The following is a 19,486-nucleotide window of genomic DNA, read 5'->3' as shown; positions in this document are numbered from 1 at the left end:
ATGCGAAAACTCACTGAATCCAAAATCGTTCTCGCTAGCCACAACAAAGGCAAACTGCGCGAAATTGCAGAACTTTTGGTCCCATACGGGATTGAAGTGGTCTCAGCAGGCGATTTGGGTTTGGAAGAGCCTGAAGAAACAGAAAGCACCTTTGCTGGCAACGCGCGGATCAAGGCGCATTTTGCTGCCAAATCCTCTGGTCTGCCTGCACTTTCTGATGACAGCGGCATCCAAGTGGACGGACTTGATGGCGATCCAGGTGTTTACACTGCAGATTGGGCCGAAACACCAAACGGCCGCGACTTTCCAATGGCCATGACCAAAGTTTGGACCCTACTCGAAGAACGCAACGCACCTGAACCGCGCACCGCACGATTTTGCGCCACGCTTTGTCTAGCATGGCCCGACGGACACGACGAAATTTTTGAAGGCAAAGTCGAAGGCCGCGTTACTTGGCCGATGCGGGGCGATCTGGGATTTGGCTTTGATCCGATGTTCGTTCCAGACGGGGAAACCGAAACATTCGGTCAAATGGACCCCGCAAAGAAGCACGCCATGTCCCACCGCGCTGACGCATTTGCAAAGCTAAAAGCCTGCCTCGATGGGTGAAGACTGGCGAAATGCTGGTTTTGGCGTGTACGTCCACTGGCCTTTCTGTGCCGCAAAGTGCCCCTACTGCGATTTCAATTCTCACGTCCGCAAAACCGTTGATCAAAAGTCATGGGCCAACGCCTATGTCGCTGAAATTCAATCCATCGCCGCGCGTACAGGCAACCGTGTCATCGATACCATATTCTTTGGTGGCGGCACGCCCAGCCTGATGGAACCTGATACAGTAGACACTGTTTTGTCCGCAATTCGTGAAAATTGGACTCTTTCAAACACAACAGAAATCTCCCTAGAGGCCAATCCAACCTCGGTAGAAGCATCCAGATTCAAAGGATTTGCAGATGCAGGGGTTAATCGTATTTCAATGGGCGTCCAAGCACTGAATGACACCGATCTTAAAGCCCTCGGTCGTATGCATACCGCACAAGAAGCATCACAAGCCTTTGATATTGCAAAACAAAACTTCGATAACGTCAGTTTTGATCTGATTTATGCACGCCAAAATCAAACCCTTGCGAATTGGCGAACGGAGCTGAACGCGGCCCTCGATATGGCTGTCGATCATTTGTCTCTATATCAGCTTACGATCGAATCTGGCACAAGATTCGGCGATCTACACGCCCGCAAGCGGCTCCGTGGTTTACCGCCTGATGATCTTGCTGCTGACATGTACGATATGACCCAAGATTTATGTGCCGCCAAAGGTTTGCCTTCCTATGAGATTTCAAATCATGCGCGACCAGGCGCAGAATGCCGTCACAACAAAATCTATTGGCAATATGGCGACTATGCAGGAATTGGTCCTGGCGCCCATGGACGATTGACTTTCTCTGGAAACCGCATCGCAACAGACACGCCGTTGATGCCCGAAACTTGGTTAGAAGTCATTCAGTCCAGCGGAACCGCGACCCGCGACGCCGAAACTATCAGCGCAGCCGACCAAGCCGCAGAATACCTTATGATGTCCCTGCGTTTGACCGAAGGCAGCGATCTTTCCCGCGTGAATGCTTTATCCAAAGACAGAGTAAACACGCAACGCATGGCTCAAATGATCGAAGATGGTTTTCTAACACTGGACAATCAGCACCTTTGCACGACAACTAAGGGTAAGGTTGTTCTCAACGCGATCTTGGGCGAGCTCTTGGCAATTGAAAGCTGATAAATGCGGGTGTTTTGGTTCATTGCGGGATTACTAAGCCTCGGTCTTGGCATCCTTGGCATTCCTCTGCCACTGCTTCCAACGGTTCCTTTGCTCTTACTTGCGGCTTTTTGTTTTGCGCGATCTTCAGAACGCATGCACTTGTGGTTAACCACGCACCCAAAACTCGGGCCACCCATTGCAGACTGGAACGAACGCGGCGCGATCCGCAAACCCGCGAAAATAGCCGCTACAGTCGCAATCGCAGCTGCCTTTTTAATCTCCGTGATTTTGGCCGTTCCCTACCAAGCACTGATTGCGCAAGTGATCGTTCTCAGCTGTGTGATGCTGTTTATCTGGACCCGGCCGCATTCGTAGCGGACAGCAGCTGACATAAAGCATCCAAATCATCAAATGACTTGTAACTGATTGAAAGTGTTCCGCTTTCTGTGCCCGATTTATGGGTGATATTTACCTTCATACCCAGATTTGCCGCCAAATCTGTTTCCAAAGATACCGTATCGCTGTCTTTCTCTGTTTTTGGCCCAGATTTCTTTGCAGGGGCATCTCCGCGCTTCACCAAAGCTTCGGTTTGCCGCACCGACAATCCCTTTTCCACAACCTGTTTTGCTAGAGTTAGCGCATTATCCGCAGGAACAAGTGCACGTGCATGGCCGGCGGTCAAACGGCCATCCACCAACATATCCTGAACCGCACTTGGCAAATTCAACAAACGCATTGAGTTTGCCAAATAGCTTCGGCTTTTACCTAACGCTTCTGACAGTTTTTCCTGCGTATGGCCGAACTTTTCCATCAATTGATGGTATCCATTCGCTTCATCCACGGGGTTCAGGTCTGCGCGCTGAATGTTTTCGATGATACCAATTTCAAGCACTTCAAGATCATTCAAATCCCGCACAACAACAGGAACCTGATCCAGCTTTGCCGTTTGCGCCGCACGCCAGCGGCGTTCCCCTGCAACAATTTGGAATTCACCATCTTTATTTGGGTCAGGACGCACGATCAGGGGCTGGATAATACCCTTTGTCAGAATAGACTTCGCAAGATCACGGAGCTCCGTATGGTCAAAGGTCCGACGTGGCTGATCAGGATTCGCATGAACGCGCGTGATTGGAACCAAACGCTCACTACTGCGCGATTGCGTCGGCACATCTGATTGGACTTCTGGCTCATTAATATCCGCCATCAAAGCAGACAAACCACGACCCAAACCCCGTTTTTCTGTCTTTTTCTTAGCCATTTTTACAACCTTCCCAATCTTTTACTCTGCTTTCGCAACCTTACGGTTCTCGCGGCGTAAAAACTCAGCTGCCAGCTTTTGGTACGCAATACTACCGCGACTTTTATGATCGTACAAAATGGCTGGCATCCCGAATGACGGCGCTTCGGACAGGCGAACATTGCGCGGCACAATCGTTTTATAGACCAAATCCGCCAAATTATCGCGCACATCTTGCTCCACTTGCTGCGACAGGCGATTTCGCCCATCAAACATGGTCAAAACAATGCCCTCAATCTTTAAAACAGGATTCAGGCTTTGTCGCACCTCACGGATTGTCAGCATCAGTTGCGACAGCCCCTCAAGCGCAAAAAACTCGGCCTGCAACGGTACAATAACAGATTGGCTTGAAGCCAAGGCATTCAACGTCAAAAGGTTTAGCGAAGGTGGGCAATCTATTAAAACATAATCAAATTCGTCTTCATACGTCTTCAAATCATCCAACGCGCCACGCAATCGTAAAATACGGCGCTGATCGTCTACCAACTCCACATCAGCTGAACTCAAGTCCACAGATGAAGGTGCCAAGAACAAATTTGGCACAGAGGTCCGAATAACGGACTCTTTCAAATCCACCTGATCGACCAAAACATCATACATGGTCACTTTGCGCTGGGATGGATCAACACCCAAACCTGTGGATGCGTTCCCCTGTGGGTCCAAATCCATCAATAAAACCCGCTTACCTACCGCAGCCAACGCTGTCCCTAGATTTATTGCCGTTGTGGTTTTGCCCACACCACCTTTTTGGTTGGCCACCGACAGCACCTTGGCCGGCTTCAAATCACCGAATTCATCCGACACGCGCAATATCCTTGATCCGCAATACTGTTCCATTTTCGTCGGTCTTGCTGGCGAATTGCTCCGCTTCATATGTCCAAGACCGACTCGCCTCTTCCAATTCAGTCTCGCAAGTTTGCCCCTTTAAATAAAGGCTAATTGCATCTGGCTGCAGAAATTTTTCAGTATAGGAAAACAACGCATCTACCGAGGCCAACGCCCGCGCTGAAACGATATCCGCCTTTGCGCCTTCGAACTCTTCAATCCGCGTTGTGTGAACCGTTACAGGAGTATTTGTTTCACGTGAAACATTGCGCAAGAATGCACATTTACGTGCGTCACTCTCCACCAAATGGAACGCGCCTTGTCCTTCCGCCATGATTGCAAGAACCATGCCGGGAAATCCCGCTCCTGATCCAATATCAACCCAAACGTCAAAGTCTTTGCGCAACGCCCACAATTGCATGCTATCCGCGAAATGTCGTGTTGCAGCGGAATTAAGCGTCGACTTGCTAACCAAATTGATGGACTTATTCCATTTAACCAACAGGTTCTCATAAATTTCCAGCTTTTCAGATGTTTCACGTGAAACATTAAAGTACGCAGCCGCAGATCGAAGGTCAGTAAAATCGTTCATTATGCTGATTTCGCAGCATTAAATTGCTTAATCCGCCCAAGCAACAACGTTAGCGCAGCTGGCGTCATCCCATCAATCCGCGATGCCTGCCCCAAAGTTTCTGGCCGTGTCGCAATCAGCTTCTTCTGAAGCTCATTCGACAGACCAGGCAATCCTGAAAACTCGAATTCACGGGGAATCTTTAGGTTTTCATCCCGCTGCAGTGCTTTCACATCTGCATTTTGGCGCTGGATGTAATTCGCATACATCGCATCATTTTGCACTTGCTGGCCAATATGCGGCTCAAAATCTGGCAGATCAGGCCACAGTGTTTTAAGCGTGCCCAACGTAACATCTTTAAAAGCCAAGAACTCCAAACCATTGCGGCGCGTACCATCTTGGTTGATCTTTATCCCCGCCTTTGCCGCCTGATTTGGCGTAGCATTATGTGCCGCCAATATGGCCTGTGCCTCGTTTAACGCATTCATTTTACGATCAAAAATGGAAGAACGATTTTCGGAAACGCAGCCAATTTCAATTCCACGGGGTGTCAAACGCTGGTCTGCGTTGTCAGCACGCAAAGAAAGTCGATATTCTGCCCGTGATGTAAACATACGGTACGGTTCCGTCACTCCACGCGTTGTAAGATCGTCAATCATCACGCCGATATAGCTTTCAGATCGGCTAAACGAAACAGGAGCGCCATCAGCGGCCAATCGTGCAGCGTTCAACCCAGCCACCAAACCTTGGGCAGCGGCCTCTTCGTATCCTGTCGTTCCGTTGATCTGACCCGCCAAAAACAAACCAGGCACATCACGCACTTGCAAAGTGCTGTCGAGTGCGCGGGGATCCACATAGTCATATTCAATTGCGTAGCCAGGTTGCAAAATTTTTACATTCTCCAGCCCAACAATCGATGTCACATAGTCCTCTTGTACATCCACTGGCAAAGACGTGGAAATGCCATTTGGATAAATGGTTGGGTCATCCAAACCTTCAGGCTCCAAAAACACCTGATGGGATTCCTTTTCCCCAAAGCGGACCACCTTATCTTCAATTGATGGACAATACCGCGGGCCTACTCCGTCAATATGTCCCCCATACATCGCTGATTTTTCGAGATTTTTCTCAATAATCTCATGCGTTCGCGCATTCGTATGGGTAATCCCACAAGCAATTTGCCGTGCGCCTGCTTTTTTCGACAGAAAAGAAAACAAACTCGGTTCTTCATCTGCGGATTGCATTTCCAAACCGTCCCAATTGATTGTTCGCCCATCCAAACGCGGTGGTGTGCCCGTCTTCAAACGACCAAGAGGCAGGTTAAAACTATCAATCCGATCAGCCAAAGCCACCGACGGTTTGTCGCCCATGCGCCCACCTGGCTTTGCAACGTCACCAATGTGGATAACGCCACGCAAAAATGTCCCCGTGGTCAGGATCACAGCAGCCGCGTTAATGGTGGACCCATCGGACAAAACCACGCCTTGAACGGCATCTCCTGCCATAACAAAATCGGTGACCTCTGATTCGATCACATCTAAACCATCACGATTGCAGAACTCTATTTGCATCGCTGATCGATACAACGCGCGATCCGCCTGAGTGCGCGGGCCCTGAACCGCTGGGCCTTTACGGCGATTCAACAAGCGAAACTGAATACCAGCTTGGTCTGCAACACGCCCCATGACGCCGTCTAAGGCATCAATCTCGCGAACCAAATGCCCTTTACCCAATCCACCAATCGCTGGGTTACACGACATTTCGCCGATCTTATCAAAGCTGTGCGTGACAAGCGCTGTTCTTGCGCCCATACGCCATGCGGCTTGCGCGGCCTCCGCGCCAGCATGACCACCCCCAATGACGACAACATCAAAATCCGTATGTTTCACGTGAAACAATCCTCGCTGTTCGCTTACTTTCCTAAACAAAAGCTCGCGAAAATCTCATCTAACAGGTCTTCTACACCAACGCGGCCAATAATGGAATTCATCGCATGGAGCGCGGTATTCAACTCCATGGCCACCAACTCACTGTCGCCATCCATGGCCATCAAATCTTCTGCCGCGGTGATATAGCCAATTGCAGCGTCCATGGCTAGACGATGCCGCTGGCGCACCGCGCTCTGCGTCAATGCTACGCGATCTCCAAAAACGCGAGTAATATGCGCAATCATTTCATCGAGCCCGGCACCCGTCTTACCAGAAACACCACCACCGTCGTCCGCTTTACCCAACAACACCAGATCATCCTTCTGGATTTCCACACCAAACCCGTCCGTTTTCCCATCAAGCGTTAGAAAAATACGGAGATCAGCACCCTCAGCCCGTTTGCGTGCCAGCTCTACACCCAATGCTTCAATTGTATCATCTGTTATTCGCAGGCCAGCTGTATCCAGAACCGTCACTGGAATCCCCTCTAGGTCCATACGCACCTCGATTACGTCACGCGTTGTTCCAGCAATTTCAGATGTAATCGCAGCCTGCCGCCCCGCCAACGCGTTCAGCAATGTGGATTTCCCGATATTCGGCGGGCCAATGATGGCAACCTCAAACCCTTCGCGCACGCGTTCAGCAACGAAACTACCCTTAATTTCTGCGGCCAAATCATTGGATACACCCGCAATCAAAGCTGAAACCTCTGGCGTTACATCCACAGGAACGTCTTCATCCGCAAAATCAATGGTCGCTTCGATCAAGGCCGCCGCACGAATCAGATCACTGCGCCAACGATCTACTTTCGCAGTTAGACCGCCATCCATTAGAGCAAAGGCCTGTTTACGTTGTGCCTCGGTTTCCGCTTCGATTAAGTCGCTCAAACCTTCAACTTGGCTTAAATCCAATCGTTCATTTTCCAACGCTCGGCGGGTGAACTCTCCAGGATCAGCCAATCGCGCACCAGCTGCGGACAAGGCGTTAGACACAGACGCAACAACCGCTGGGCTGCCGTGACATTGAAATTCCACAACGGGTTCGCCAGTAAAGCTAGCCCCATCCTGAAAGGTCAAAACCAACGCCTGATCTAAAACCACATCCGCCGTCCGCAACAACCGCAAGCCACGCCCATCCGGCACAGGCCCACACAATTTTTCCGCAACAAGAAATGCGTCTGGCCCCGAAATCCGAAACACAGAAACGCCTGCCTTGCCACGTGCAGATGCAAGTGCAAAAATAGTGTCAGACATGATGTAACCCTTTGTTTTAAAAGGTTAACTTAGGTATTCATTGAATCAAAGAACTCTGCATTAGACTTCGTCTGCTTCAATTTTCCAAGCAAGAATTCCACTGCATCTGTCGTCCCCATGGGGTTCAAAATACGGCGCAATACAAACGTCTTGGTCAAATCGCCTTTGTCGACCAACAGGTCTTCCTTGCGCGTACCCGATTTCAGAATATCAATGGCTGGATAAACACGTTTGTCTGCAATCTTACGATCCAGAACAATCTCGCTGTTGCCCGTGCCTTTGAATTCCTCAAAGATCACTTCGTCCATGCGCGAACCTGTTTCAATCAACGCCGTCGCGATGATCGTCAACGACCCACCCTCTTCGATGTTTCGCGCGGCACCAAAGAACCGTTTTGGCCGTTGCAACGCGTTTGCATCCACACCACCTGTCAGAACCTTACCAGAAGACGGCACAACCGTGTTAAACGCGCGACCCAGACGGGTGATAGAGTCGAGCAGGATCACAACGTCCCGCTTATGCTCAACCAAACGTTTTGCTTTCTCGATCACCATCTCAGACACGGCAACGTGACGCGTGGCAGGCTCGTCAAAGGTAGAGGACACAACCTCCCCTTTCACCGACCGCTGCATGTCTGTCACCTCTTCTGGGCGTTCATCAATCAACAGAACGATCAAATAACACTCAGGATGGTTCGCCTCGATGCTGGCCGCAATATTTTGCAAGATCACCGTCTTACCCGTCCGCGGTGGCGCCACGATCAAGGACCGCTGCCCTTTACCGATTGGTGCAACCAAATCAATCACGCGCGCTGTTTTATCTTTGATGGTTGGATCTTCGATCTCCATCTTCAAACGCTCTTCGGGATATAGCGGTGTCAGGTTATCAAAGTGAACTTTATGCTTTGCGTCTTCTGGATTAGAGAAGTTGATCGTCGTCACGCTGGTCAGCGCGAAGTACCGTTCACTGTTATCATCAGGGGCTTTGATCACACCTTCAACTGTATCACCGGTTCGCAGAGAATGTTTTCGAATTTGTTCTGGGCTGACATAGATATCCTCAGGACCTGGCAAATAGTTTGATTCAGGGGACCGCAAAAAGCCAAATCCATCCTGCATCAGTTCTAAAACCCCATCACCCGAGATTTCGGCTCCGTCTTCGGCCATTTCCTTCAAAATGGCGAACATCATGTCGCCTTTACGCATCGTGGACGCGTTTTCGATTTCCAGCTCTTCTGCCTGTTTCAACAAATCCGCTGGGCTCATGGCCTTCAATTCGGACAGGGAAACTTTTTCGTTATCTTCCATAGGAAACATCCTTCAACGCACACAAAATCCGCGTGCTGTTTTCTTTTTTGTTTTGGAGTGCAGCTCATAAAGCGGTTGGGGAAACCGAGCTGTTTTTTATCGTCTACCCGCTGATCCCTTCAGAGTCAAATTTAGAAGGGGCGTACAACAATCATAATAACAATCACAATCATCATCACAGTGGGCAGTTCATTGGCAATCCGATATGTTTTTGCAGGTCGTTCATTTTTATCTGCTGCAAATTCTTTGCGAACTTTGATCAGCCAATGATGAAAGCCTGTCATGCCAAGTATCATTGCGGCCTTAATCCATGGGTAAAACGATGACCAATCGACAATACCTGGTGTAAACGCCAGCATCAGCCCAAACAGCCAAGTTGCCATCATCGCTGGGGCCATAATGATCCGCATCAGGCGTTCTTCCATACCTTTGAAAACTTCAGAAGTTTCAGAACCAACGGGTCCGTGTTCCACGTGATTTACGAACAATCTGGGCAGGTACAACAATCCCGCCATCCAGCTGATCACCGAAATGATATGCAGGGTTTTAATCCAAGGGTAAAAGGTCGCGAGCAGGTCTGTCATAAATTAGTCTTATTCTTTTCTTAGCCTTTTCGGAACAGGCTTATTTAGTGCGGTCTCTCTTATCTCACTCAATAAATATATATATTTAGAAAAGTTGTTTTTGTTGTAGGGATACTGAATTTCTGTGGATTAAATTTCTATCCCCAATAACGTGGCGATTTCGTTCTCTTTCAAATTCGTGGAGCAAATTATCCTTCGAATTGGGATAACCCATCATAGGCCAGTTTTAGTGACTTAAATTTAAGAAACACATGTGGATAGAGCTGTGAATAAAAATGCTGGGTTTAATCCTATTCACAAAAACAGTCTCCCTAAACCATTCTTATCCTCTTGTGAAAAACACCGCCGATTTATGGGATAGTTCCGTGGAACTTTTGAACATACCCATTAGCCTTGGGATAACTATTTTTCCTACACAGATTTCAGCCTGATTCTTCCACAGGCCGCTGGAACAACTTTTCGATCTAGGATACCCCTAAAGGGATGAAACGATCGGTAAACCGCACCTCATGTCACAGATAATCCTTGCTTCTGGCTCTGCGATTCGCGCCAAAATGCTGCGCGATGCAGGTGTGGCATTTACCGTAAGTGTCCCCCGTGTTGACGAAGAGTCTATTCTGCGTGCGCTAGAGGCTGAAGGGGCGAAACCAGCTGATATCGCTGATACATTGGCCGAATACAAATCCCGCCGCATTGCCGACAAAAACCCAGGGGCCATTGTAATCGCCGCAGACCAAGTATTGGCATGTAATGGCCAAATCTATGCTAAGCCCAAAGACATGGCAGAAGCCCGCGATCATTTGAACACACTGAAAGGGCAGGGGCATCAATTGCTCTCGGCTGTTGTTGTTTATGAAGAGGCGAAACCAGTTTGGCGTCATGTGGGCCGCGCCCAACTTGCCATGCGCGATTTCTCAGACGCATTTCTTGATGAATATCTACAAAAAGCAGGGGAAGACATTTTGCACTGCGTTGGTTGTTATCAACTGGAATCCCATGGTGTGAATCTGTTTTCCCGCGTCCAAGGAGATTACTTCACCATTCTCGGCCTACCCTTGTTAGAAGTCCTTGCATTTCTTCGCACCAGAGGAGCCCTAGTCGAATGACCCAACCCCGTGCCGCTGTTATTGGCTGGCCAATCAGCCATTCCAAATCCCCACGTATTCACGGCCATTGGTTGGAAAAACATGGGATTTCAGGTGAATATCTACCTTTGGGGATCACGCCAGAAGATTTTGTTGCGGAACTTGCGATCCTGCCTGAAAATGGCTTCGTTGGTGCGAACGTCACAATCCCACACAAAGAAACCGCCCTTGCTCACGCGACTGAGGTAACAGATCGCGCACGTGCTATTGGTGCGGCCAACACACTCGTTTTTCTACCAAATGGTGGTTACCGCGCCGACAACACAGATGGCGAAGGCTTCATCAACAACCTTAAACAGAACGCGCCAGATTGGGCTGCATCATCTGGGCCAGCACTCGTTCTCGGGGCGGGCGGCGCATCCCGTGCAATTCTGTTTTCTTTGCTGGCAGAGGGAACGCCAGAAATCTTGCTTGCCAACCGCACCAAGGCCCGGGCAGAAACCCTCGCCTCAGAATTTGGCGACAGCATTACTGTAATTGATTGGGATACAATTTCAGATGCGACAACAGGCGTTTCCACCATCGTCAACACAACATCCCTTGGCATGACAGGCCAAGCCCCACTCGAAATATCGCTTCACTGTTCCCCAAATACCTTAGTGACCGATATCGTCTACGCACCGCTGCAAACAGATTTGTTAAAACAAGCCGCCGCAAAAGGCTGTCAAACAGTCGATGGCCTTGGCATGCTCCTCCACCAAGCCGTTCCAGGGTTCGAAGCATGGTTCGGAACCCGTCCCACTGTTGATGAAACCCTTCGCCAGATTGTATTGAAATGACAAAACCTTTTGTTCTTGGCCTCACTGGCTCCATCGGAATGGGTAAATCCACCACGGCACAGATGTTTGCTGATATGGGTATCCCCGTTTGGGATGCGGATGCCACCGTGCATGATCTTTACACGGGGGACACACCTGCCGTGCGCCAAATCGCGGATATGATCCCAACGGCAGTGGCCAATCAGACGGTGAACCGTGAAACGCTCAAGAACTTTATCGCCAAGGATCAATCCATCCTGCAAAAACTAGAGTCGATCGTACAACCTCTCATCGCCCAAAGCCGCGCAAATTTCATCGCTAACGCCACCAGCGACATTGTGATTATCGACCATCCGTTACTGCTTGAAAGCCGATCTGATGCCTATTGCGATGCCATCCTTGTGGTGACGGTTGACCCTGAAACACAACGGAATCGTGTTTTGTCACGCGGCACAATGGATCAAGCCACACTCGACATTATCCTTGCCAAACAAATGCCCGATGCGGAAAAACGTAAACGCGCTGATTTCATCGTGGAAACAACCACACTGGACGCCGCACGCGCGCAGGTTCAAACTGTGATCAAACAAATCAGGGAACAGCGCGATGCGTGAAATAGTGATGGATACGGAAACCACGGGGCTTGATCCGCGCACTGGGGACCGCATCGTGGAAATTGGCGGGGTGGAGCTGGATAACCATTTACCTACTGGCCGTACCTATCACCAATACATCAATCCGCAACGGGACATGCCCCAAGGGGCGTTCGATGTGCATGGCCTCTCCGAAGAGTTTTTGAAAGACTTTCCTGTTTTCAAAGATATCGCGCAGGATTTTCTGGATTTTGTCGGCGATGCCAAATTGGTGATCCACAACGCTGCGTTCGATATGAAATTCCTGAACGCCGAACTTGAATGGTGTGAAAAACCACAATTGCCATGGGAACAGGCGATTGACACGCTTGATATGGCACGGCGCAAATTTCCAGGAGCCCAAAATACGCTTGATGGCCTGTCACGTCGATTTGGCATTAACATCGAACGGGATCTGCACGGCGCTCTTTTGGACAGTCAAATCCTTGCCGCGGTGTATCTGGAATTGATCGGCGGCCGCCAACCTGATTTTGCGCTGGGCATTGTTGGGGGAACAGACACGAAAAACGTGGTCGCAGGATCTGATTGGAAACCACACCCTCGGCCAAAAACACTTCCGCCCCGGACAACCGAGGCGGAAAAAGAGAACCATAAAAAGTTTATCGAGACTTTGGGTCCCGACGCGCTTTGGCTTAATTCGTAGGGGCTTCAGCAGCGGCTGCCTGCTGACGACGCATCAATTCACCACGGTAAAGTTGCATGAAGTCGATGTTGTCGATGTTCAGTGGCGGGAATCCACCATCCGCAGTTGTGTTGCGTGCAATCTGGCGCACAAACGGGAACATCATGCGCGGACATTCGATCATCAAGAATGGGTGTAGTTGCTCTTCTGGCAGATTTTCGATGGTGAACAAACCCGCGTAATCAATTTCCAGAACAAACACAGCCTGATCGCCAGACTTTGCATTTACGTTCAACTTCAGGGCAACTTCGTATCCGTTGTCGCCCTTTTTGTTTGCATCCAAGTTCACCTGAACATTCACTTCAGGTTTCAGATCGCCACCCAGATTTTTCTGCGCAGCAATGTTTTCAAATGACAGATCACGAATGTACTGATTTACAATTTTCATTGCCACGGGTGCGGCTTCTGCTGCTGCACCATTTGTTTCGTCGGCCATGGACTCACTCCCAAAAAATGTTTCGCGTGGTGGTAACAAGTCTGCACTGAAAGAACAACGCCAAAGCATCGTGCTTAAAACGGGAATTTCAGGCGTGCTGTTTACACAATACGTGGATCAATCCCGTTTGGTCCAACCCGAATTGCCTGGCTCTGTCGGTTCATCATCGTCCAAAACCACATAATCCGCATCCACAGCCCCTTGGTCGCGGGCTGGTGGCTGGTTGGGATGGGTAAACACAACATTTGGACTGTTGGCAAAACGCGCAGCCAACCATTTAATCACCACTGCCCGAACAGGGGGTGTTAACAAGGCAAAACCAACCCCATCAGTGAAAAACCCTGGCGTTAACAGCAAAACACCCGCCACCAAAATCAGTGCTCCATTTGCAATGGGATCCACAGGATTGCCGCCGCCTTGCATACTGCCTTGCAGCTTGGCCAATTCCGCCATGCCTTGTTGGCGCAACAAATATGTGCCGATCACAGCGGTTAAAATCACAATCCCCAGTGTCGGCCACAACCCGAGCCAACCCCCAACCTGAATGAACAGGGCAATCTCGATGATTGGGATCGCGATAAAGATCAATAAAAGCGGCATCTGGCCTCACAATAGCATTTTCGTCATTTGGTGGACTTGAACCACGCTCTGCCCTAGATATGTGTGAAACGTGGGCTTTTCCACTGCCGATACGAAAATAAGAAAGAACTTCTATGAACTCTGCCCTCATTCAGTTGCTGGTTCTTGCAGGAATCGCCGTTTTTCTTGTGTTGCGCTTGCGCAATGTTTTGGGAACGCGCGATGGGTACGAACCCCCCGTAGAACGCCAAGCCCCTGCTTCATCCAGACAAGCGCGCGACTTCGAAGTCATTGACGGTGGCCCAGATCCAGACATTGCTGATCACGTCGACATCGACAGCCGCGCAGGCAAGGCTTTTGCCGCCATGAAACGCATCGAGTCTGATTTTTCTGTCACAGAATTTTCAGGTGGCGCACGTCAGGCTTATGAAATGATCCTCATGGCCTTTGAGGGCGATGATCTGGAAACGCTCAAATCCTTCTTGTCCTCGGATGTCTATGACAGCTTTGAAAGCGTCATCACCGAACGCCAGGCCAAGGGCTTGAAAGTTGACGCCAACTTTATTGGTGTTCGTGAATTGAAAGTGGCCGACGCCATGTTTGACGAGGCTAACAACGAAGCCGAGATTACCATGAAATTCATCGGTGAAATCACGTCTTGTGTGAAAAACGCAGAAGGCGAGGTGATCGAAGGTGATCCAGCAGTGATCAAACGTCAAAAAGATGTTTGGACTTTCGCCCGAATTATGGGAAGTGATGATCCAAACTGGGAATTGGTTGCAACCGGAGAGTAACAATAAAACGGGCGGCACGAATACTTTCAGCCGCCCTTTTTATTTGGGTCGGGCTGACAACGGCAGGGACAGCGGACATGCAGGTCAAAACCGTTTCTTTTTCCGAACTTGAAGGTTGGGAAACGGACGATCACGCCACGGCTTTTGCCACGTTTCGCAAATCCTGCAAAAAGCTGCGGCCCAATAACCTGACCAAAACAGAGGACTGGAAAGACCTCTGTGCTATCACCAAATACGTCAGCAATCCCAAAGCGTACTTTGAAATTTTCTTTCAACCCGTTTTGATCGGTGATGCAAACACGACGCTATTCACTGGCTATTACGAACCTGAGATTATCGCTTCGCGCAGCCGTGGCGGGAAATTTCAATACCCGCTTTATAAACGTCCCCCTGAATTGAAAGAAGGCGTGCCGTGGAAAACTCGCGCTGAAATCGAAAACGGTGCGCTCGATGGCCAAGGGCTAGAACTTGCTTGGCTTGCCGATCCCGTTGAAAACTTCTTTTTGCATGTTCAAGGATCGGGCCGTCTGAAACTGAACGAAGGTGGCGCAATGCGGGTCGGTTTTGCTGGCAAAAACCATCAAACCTATCGGTCCGTCGGGAAAGAACTCATTCGCCGTGGTATTCTGAACAAGTCAAATGCCTCTGCGGGTTCAATCAAATCATGGGTCCGCAATAACCCTGCCGAGGGTCGCCTACTTCTGCAACACAACCCATCTTTTGTGTTCTTCCGCGAACTGACGAATTTGTCCCCCGCTGATGGTCCTATCGGTGCTATGGGCATTTCCGTAACCGATGATCGCACTCTTGCTGTTGATCCCAAATTTCAGCCACTGGGCGCTCCGATTTGGATTGCCAAAAAGGGCCAAAAACCCCTCAACCGCCTGATGATCGCCCAAGACGTCGGTTCCGCTATCAAAGGCGCGCAACGCTCGGACATTTTCTTTGGCACAGGGGACGAAGCAGGCGCCGTCGCTGGCGTCACCAAAGATGGCGGCCGCATGATCACCCTATTGCCCCACGCCTCTGTGCGCCGCCTTCTACCAGAGGGTTGATCATGGCCCGCAAAAAACGCGCACTCACGGAAAACGAACAACAACTGTGGAACAAGGTGATCAAGCAGGTTGAAACGATCGAAGCAATGCCACCGCTGATCATCACCGCACCCCCCAAACCCACAAAAACGCCCAAAGTTGAAACACCGCGCGAAATCAAACCGTTTAAAATTGGCTCGAAGGCAAAGCCAAAACCGGCCACACCCTCTGCGCCATCATTCGTTGATCGCCCAAATCAAACATCGCCAAACATGGATCGGCGCAATTTTCAGCGGTTGCTCAAAGGCCAGTTGGAAATCGACGCTACGCTTGATCTTCATGGCCTCACCGCAGATCAGGCCCGAATGCAGCTGCAAATTTTTATCCAGAACGCCAATCGCATGGGCAACCGCCTGTTGTTGATCATCACAGGCAAGGGCAATAAGAAAACGATTGATGAATTTGGCCGCCCACGCTCAGGTGTTCTCAGGTCAGGCGTCCCAGAATGGCTCAAAAATTCAGACGCGGTTTTGCAAGTCACCCAAGCCCATGGCAAACACGGCGGTGGCGGCGCGTATTACGTCTATCTTAGACGGAAGCGATCTTAGGGCTCAGATCGGGCCAAATCCGCGTCACGACAAATATCGACCACACAGAAATCACCACCATATAAATCGCATACCAAATCATTTGCTGTGGAAAATTTGCACCGGCATCAATGCCCCAGCCCGTTAAAGCGGGACCAATCGCAGACCCGATCACCATCAACGCCGTTGCCAAGGCTTTGATCGCACCAATAAACCGCGTGCCATAAACCTCGGGCCAAAACGCACCTTGTACCGTGCCATAAATGCCACCCGTTAGACCCACGAGCATGAACCCTACACCCATCATATATTCACTGTCGGTGAATCCCATCACCGCAAAGCCAACTGCCATTGGAATGGGAATAATGGGCAACAATTGCACCGCACCCCACCGATCAATGGCCAGCCCACTTACCACTGCCGATACTCCTGTGGTGATCGTATAAATCGGGAACAATCGCACAATATCGCGGTGCTCTAATCCCTTCACATCTGCCAAATGCACCTGTTGAAAAAATAATGCCGTTCCAAAAATTGACGTCACTGTAATGATCGGCACTAGCCCCCAAAAACGCCAATCCTTGATGACATCCATCCGCGACCAATGCCGACCTCGCATCCCGAGCGCATCGTCCCGTTCTGATGCAACGGATGGCACACGCTCTTCTTTTAACAGCCAAACCAAGATCGGGATCGACAACCCAGCAAGCACAGCCGCAACCACCCAAAGATTGCGCCAAGACCCACTCGCCAACAGCCCCACAAACAGCATCGGCAACAGCGCCTCACCCGTGGAATACCCTGCACCCGCCACCGACAGCGCCTTGCCCCGCGCACGCACGTACCACCGCGCCATGGCCACCACCGCAATGTGGCTCGTCATGCCCTGCCCCGTAAACCGCAACCCGAAAATGATTACCACCAACATCCACCAAGACGACACTGCACTCATGGCTAAACACACCACCACCAGCGTTAGGATCACCACAATTGCAAGCGTGCGTACCCGAAAATGATCCGCCGTGGCTCCGGCCCAAATCATCAAAAAGCCCGACGCCATCGTTCCCATTGCATAAAGCTGACCCCAATCCCCATCGGACAGATCAAACTCCGCCTTAATCTCGCCCGCAAAAATCGAAATAAAATAGGTTTGCCCAAAACTGGAAATAAACGTCAACAAAACCCCCGCCGCCAACCAGCGGGCATTATCGCGGATAAAGTGGATAAGGCTCATGCCCTATCAAGAACAGGAAATACAGACGAGGTCACGTCCATTCTTCTTTTGTCCAGAAATATCCTGGGGTGAATGCGCAGCAGAGGGGCAAAGCCCCTAAAGCACATATCGACTTACATCGGTACTCCGTGCCAATTCGCCTAGATGTTCCTCAACATAGGCCGCATCAATCGCCACGGATGAACCGCCCTGATCAGGGGCCACAAAGCCAAGCTCATCAAACACCCGCTCAATAATGGTATAAAGCCGCCGCGCACCGATGTTTTCAACACTTGCGTTCACCTCTGCCGCGATCCGCGCGATGGCCGCAATACCGTCATCAGCAAACGTGACTTTAACCTCTTCCGTTGCCATCAACGCTGCATACTGCCGCGTCAGCGCATTGTCTGTCTCGGTCAAAATCCGCACGAAATCTTCTTCGGTCAACGCCCGCAATTCCACACGAATGGGCAAACGTCCTTGCAATTCGGGCAAAAGATCAGACGGTTTTGCGATGTGGAACGCACCAGACGCGATGAACAGAATATGATCCGTTTTCACAGGCCCATGCTTTGTGGAAACTGTCGTCCCTTCAATCAGCGGCAGCAAGTCCCGCTGCACCCCTTCGCGTGATACATCCGCACCCCGCGCATCAGAACGCGCGCAAACTTTGTCGATCTCATCAAGGAATACGATGCCATTTTCTTCAACCGCTGCCACGGCTTCTTGAGTGACAGTTTCCTGATCCACCAATTTATCGGCTTCTTCCTCAATCAATACCTTATAGCTTTCAGCCACCGTCATTTTGCGCCGCGACGTGCGTCCAGAAAATGCTTTGCCGAAAATATCCCCGATGTTCATCATGCCCTGATTGCCGTTTGGCTGTCCTGGAATTTCAAACATCTGCATCGGATTGGACGTATCCGCCACATCCAATTCGATCACTTTCTCATCCAACAACCCATCCCGCAGCTTTTTGCGGAACAGCTCCCGCGTTTGCTCGCGGCTGTCTTCCCCCGTCAACGCATCCAAAACACGTTCTTCAGCGGCCCCGTGGGCGTTCGCTTTAACCTCTTCACGCTTCAACTCGCGGATCATTACGATGGCGCTGTCCACCAGATCGCGCACGATCTGTTCCACATCGCGGCCTACATAGCCTACTTCGGTAAACTTCGTTGCTTCCACTTTCAAAAAAGGTGCTTTTGCCAACTTCGCCAAACGCCGCGAAATCTCGGTTTTCCCGACACCGGTGGGTCCGATCATCAAAATGTTTTTGGGATACACTTCATCGCGCAAATCGTCAGACAACTGCTTACGCCGCCAGCGATTTCGTAAGGCAACGGCAACAGCCCGCTTCGCATCTGTCTGGCCGATGATGAATCGATCCAGTTCTGAAACAATCTCACGGGGGGTCAAATCGGTCATTTAGAAATCTTCTCTACAGTCATGTTTCCATTGGTATAAACGCAAATCTCTGCCGCAATTTCCAGTGCGCGCCGTGCGACCTGCTCGGCGGATTGATCCGTTTCGCTCAACGCCCGTGCTGCCGCCAGCGCAAAGTTCCCGCCCGATCCAATCGCGGCCACGTCATGCTCTGGCTCCAGAACATCACCCGCACCCGTGATCACAAACAAATCCGCACCATCCGTGACAATCAACATGGCCTCCAAATTGCGCAGATATTTATCCATCCGCCAATCTTTCGCCAATTCCACAGACGCCTTGGCCAATTGCCCTGGGGACGCTTCTAGCTTCGCTTCCAGCCGCTCCAGCAACGTAAACGCATCTGCCGTTGATCCTGCAAACCCGCAAACCACATCATGTCCACCAGGCGAAATGCGCCGCACTTTTCGCGCCGTTCCCTTGATTACAGTCTGGCCGAGCGATACCTGCCCATCCCCCGCAATCACCACTTCGCCACCTTTGCGCACACCCACAATCGTGGTCCCGTGCCATCCTGGAAATTTGTCGTCAGCCATCGAATTCACCTCTTTCATCTCACAACATAATCATCGCGTTCTAAACGCCAACCCCATGTTTCTTTTGAGCATAAATATCTTCGCCAAAGGCATCCTATCCCTGCAATGAAA

The 19,486-nt window shown here is 50.5% G+C and carries 22 protein-coding genes; 10 read left to right on the top strand and 12 right to left on the bottom strand.

Translation table 11 applies throughout. The features are described 5' to 3' along the window. From rdgB to QBD29_RS01170, 3 genes are read left to right on the top strand one after another with little or no spacing between them, the layout of a single operon-like run. The gene (rdgB, locus tag QBD29_RS01180; RefSeq protein WP_280099514.1) at positions 1–609 is read left to right on the top strand and encodes an RdgB/HAM1 family non-canonical purine NTP pyrophosphatase; all 609 of its coding nucleotides are present in this window, start codon (positions 1–3) and stop codon (positions 607–609) included. Then, on the top strand, positions 602–1,768 hold the full coding sequence (hemW, locus tag QBD29_RS01175) for a radical SAM family heme chaperone HemW (RefSeq protein ID WP_280099513.1): 1,167 nt from the start codon (positions 602–604) through the stop codon (positions 1,766–1,768). The genes rdgB and hemW overlap by 8 nt, the downstream gene beginning before the upstream one ends. A 3-nt stretch (positions 1,769–1,771) precedes the next feature. Beyond that, positions 1,772–2,125 carry a YbaN family protein gene (locus tag QBD29_RS01170; RefSeq protein ID WP_280099512.1) on the top strand — a complete coding sequence of 118 codons (354 nt, stop codon included), beginning with the start codon at positions 1,772–1,774 and terminating at the stop codon, positions 2,123–2,125. On the opposite strand, the gene QBD29_RS01165 is transcribed toward QBD29_RS01170, so the two are convergent. The 7 genes from QBD29_RS01165 to hemJ all read right to left on the bottom strand — a co-directional run bounded on the left by QBD29_RS01165 (position 2,100) and on the right by hemJ (position 9,515). Beyond that, a complete protein-coding gene (locus QBD29_RS01165; RefSeq protein ID WP_280099511.1) occupies positions 2,100–3,008 on the bottom strand; it encodes a ParB/RepB/Spo0J family partition protein in 909 nt (302 codons plus the stop codon). The two genes, QBD29_RS01170 and QBD29_RS01165, sit on opposite strands and share 26 nt — an antisense overlap. 21 nt (positions 3,009–3,029) lie before the next feature. Continuing rightward, the gene (locus tag QBD29_RS01160) at positions 3,030–3,851 is read right to left on the bottom strand and encodes an AAA family ATPase (RefSeq protein WP_280099510.1); all 822 of its coding nucleotides are present in this window, start codon (positions 3,849–3,851) and stop codon (positions 3,030–3,032) included. Continuing rightward, positions 3,841–4,464: a 16S rRNA (guanine(527)-N(7))-methyltransferase RsmG gene (gene rsmG / locus QBD29_RS01155; RefSeq protein ID WP_280099509.1), complete on the bottom strand. Its 624-nt coding sequence runs from the start codon at positions 4,462–4,464 to the stop codon at positions 3,841–3,843. Before rsmG ends, QBD29_RS01160 begins: the two co-directional genes overlap by 11 nt. After that, the gene (gene mnmG / locus QBD29_RS01150; RefSeq protein WP_280099508.1) at positions 4,464–6,332 is read right to left on the bottom strand and encodes a tRNA uridine-5-carboxymethylaminomethyl(34) synthesis enzyme MnmG; all 1,869 of its coding nucleotides are present in this window, start codon (positions 6,330–6,332) and stop codon (positions 4,464–4,466) included. The genes rsmG and mnmG overlap by 1 nt, the downstream gene beginning before the upstream one ends. 23 nt (positions 6,333–6,355) lie before the next feature. Beyond that, the gene (mnmE, locus tag QBD29_RS01145; RefSeq protein ID WP_280099507.1) at positions 6,356–7,624 is read right to left on the bottom strand and encodes a tRNA uridine-5-carboxymethylaminomethyl(34) synthesis GTPase MnmE; all 1,269 of its coding nucleotides are present in this window, start codon (positions 7,622–7,624) and stop codon (positions 6,356–6,358) included. 29 nt (positions 7,625–7,653) lie between these two features. Beyond that, positions 7,654–8,931 (bottom strand): transcription termination factor Rho, encoded by a 1,278-nt coding sequence (rho, locus tag QBD29_RS01140; RefSeq protein WP_280099506.1) that lies wholly within the window; start codon positions 8,929–8,931, stop codon positions 7,654–7,656. 131 nt (positions 8,932–9,062) lie between these two features. After that, positions 9,063–9,515: a protoporphyrinogen oxidase HemJ gene (hemJ, locus tag QBD29_RS01135; RefSeq protein WP_280099505.1), complete on the bottom strand. Its 453-nt coding sequence runs from the start codon at positions 9,513–9,515 to the stop codon at positions 9,063–9,065. Positions 9,516–10,024: 509 nt separating this feature from the next. Between hemJ and QBD29_RS01130 the strand changes: the two genes are divergently transcribed. From QBD29_RS01130 to dnaQ, 4 genes are read left to right on the top strand one after another with little or no spacing between them, the layout of a single operon-like run. Beyond that, a complete protein-coding gene (locus QBD29_RS01130) occupies positions 10,025–10,621 on the top strand; it encodes a Maf family nucleotide pyrophosphatase (RefSeq protein WP_280099504.1) in 597 nt (198 codons plus the stop codon). Further along, the gene (locus tag QBD29_RS01125) at positions 10,618–11,439 is read left to right on the top strand and encodes a shikimate dehydrogenase (RefSeq protein WP_280099503.1); all 822 of its coding nucleotides are present in this window, start codon (positions 10,618–10,620) and stop codon (positions 11,437–11,439) included. Before QBD29_RS01130 ends, QBD29_RS01125 begins: the two co-directional genes overlap by 4 nt. Then, positions 11,436–12,032 carry a dephospho-CoA kinase gene (gene coaE / locus QBD29_RS01120; RefSeq protein WP_280099502.1) on the top strand — a complete coding sequence of 199 codons (597 nt, stop codon included), beginning with the start codon at positions 11,436–11,438 and terminating at the stop codon, positions 12,030–12,032. Before QBD29_RS01125 ends, coaE begins: the two co-directional genes overlap by 4 nt. After that, entirely contained in the window at positions 12,025–12,714 is a 690-nt protein-coding gene (gene dnaQ, locus QBD29_RS01115; protein WP_280099501.1) for a DNA polymerase III subunit epsilon, read from the top strand. Before coaE ends, dnaQ begins: the two co-directional genes overlap by 8 nt. On the opposite strand, the gene secB is transcribed toward dnaQ, so the two are convergent. Then, the gene (gene secB, locus QBD29_RS01110; protein WP_280099500.1) at positions 12,704–13,189 is read right to left on the bottom strand and encodes a protein-export chaperone SecB; all 486 of its coding nucleotides are present in this window, start codon (positions 13,187–13,189) and stop codon (positions 12,704–12,706) included. The genes dnaQ and secB overlap by 11 nt on opposite strands. Before the next feature lie 117 nt (positions 13,190–13,306). After that, positions 13,307–13,789 (bottom strand): FxsA family protein, encoded by a 483-nt coding sequence (locus QBD29_RS01105; protein WP_280099499.1) that lies wholly within the window; start codon positions 13,787–13,789, stop codon positions 13,307–13,309. Between the two features lie 113 nt (positions 13,790–13,902). Here QBD29_RS01105 and QBD29_RS01100 point away from each other — a divergent pair, with 113 nt between their 5' ends. The 3 genes from QBD29_RS01100 to QBD29_RS01090 all read left to right on the top strand — a co-directional run bounded on the left by QBD29_RS01100 (position 13,903) and on the right by QBD29_RS01090 (position 16,204). Further along, positions 13,903–14,562 carry a Tim44/TimA family putative adaptor protein gene (locus tag QBD29_RS01100; RefSeq protein ID WP_280099498.1) on the top strand — a complete coding sequence of 220 codons (660 nt, stop codon included), beginning with the start codon at positions 13,903–13,905 and terminating at the stop codon, positions 14,560–14,562. A 77-nt stretch (positions 14,563–14,639) separates the two neighbouring features. Next, a complete protein-coding gene (locus QBD29_RS01095) occupies positions 14,640–15,617 on the top strand; it encodes an MltA domain-containing protein (RefSeq protein WP_280099497.1) in 978 nt (325 codons plus the stop codon). Positions 15,618–15,619: 2 nt separating this feature from the next. Then, positions 15,620–16,204: a Smr/MutS family protein gene (locus QBD29_RS01090; protein ID WP_280099496.1), complete on the top strand. Its 585-nt coding sequence runs from the start codon at positions 15,620–15,622 to the stop codon at positions 16,202–16,204. On the opposite strand, the gene QBD29_RS01085 is transcribed toward QBD29_RS01090, so the two are convergent. From QBD29_RS01085 to hslV, 3 genes are all read right to left on the bottom strand, one after another. Further along, complete coding sequence (locus QBD29_RS01085) at positions 16,185–17,417, bottom strand: MFS transporter (RefSeq protein ID WP_280099495.1); 1,233 nt, start codon at positions 17,415–17,417, stop codon at positions 16,185–16,187. The genes QBD29_RS01090 and QBD29_RS01085 overlap by 20 nt on opposite strands. A 96-nt stretch (positions 17,418–17,513) precedes the next feature. Beyond that, a complete protein-coding gene (hslU, locus tag QBD29_RS01080; protein ID WP_280099494.1) occupies positions 17,514–18,821 on the bottom strand; it encodes an ATP-dependent protease ATPase subunit HslU in 1,308 nt (435 codons plus the stop codon). After that, positions 18,818–19,375 (bottom strand): ATP-dependent protease subunit HslV, encoded by a 558-nt coding sequence (gene hslV, locus QBD29_RS01075; protein WP_280099493.1) that lies wholly within the window; start codon positions 19,373–19,375, stop codon positions 18,818–18,820. Before hslV ends, hslU begins: the two co-directional genes overlap by 4 nt. Between the last annotated feature and the right edge of the window lie 111 nt (positions 19,376–19,486).

It is taken from the genome of Amylibacter sp. IMCC11727, from assembly GCF_029854195.1.
Taxonomy (GTDB): domain Bacteria; phylum Pseudomonadota; class Alphaproteobacteria; order Rhodobacterales; family Rhodobacteraceae; genus Amylibacter.
The sequence above is the reverse complement of the archived record's forward strand: the minus strand, read 5'-3'. Positions and strand labels throughout refer to the sequence as shown.